At 45.7% G+C, this 267-nt stretch carries 1 protein-coding gene; it reads right to left on the bottom strand.

What is annotated here, in order from left to right:
- On the bottom strand, nt 1-267 hold a 267-nt coding region (locus ABF638_RS38480), incomplete at both ends, for a HEAT repeat domain-containing protein (protein ID WP_435027968.1).

Raw genomic sequence — 267 nt, 5'->3', positions numbered from 1 at the left:
GGATAAGTAAGATCAAAGCGTCAATTGCAGTTTGGTTGCCAACGGCGATTTTGCCTAAGCTTTTTACTGCCTGTCTACGAATATCACTATCAACCTGTGGGTCATGGATAAGTGCTATCAACCCTTCAAGCGCCGTTTGGTTGCCAACGCCGATTTTCTCTAAGCTTTCTGTCGCCCGCCTACGCGTACTATCATATTCCTGTGGGTTACGCATAAGTGCTATCAACCCTTCAATCGCCGTTTGGTTACCAGGGTCAATTTCTATTA

This window comes from Nostoc sp. CALU 1950 (genome assembly GCF_051172895.1).
GTDB classification, from domain to species: domain Bacteria; phylum Cyanobacteriota; class Cyanobacteriia; order Cyanobacteriales; family Nostocaceae; genus Nostoc; species Nostoc edaphicum_A.
The sequence above is the reverse complement of the archived record's forward strand: the minus strand, read 5'-3'. Positions and strand labels throughout refer to the sequence as shown.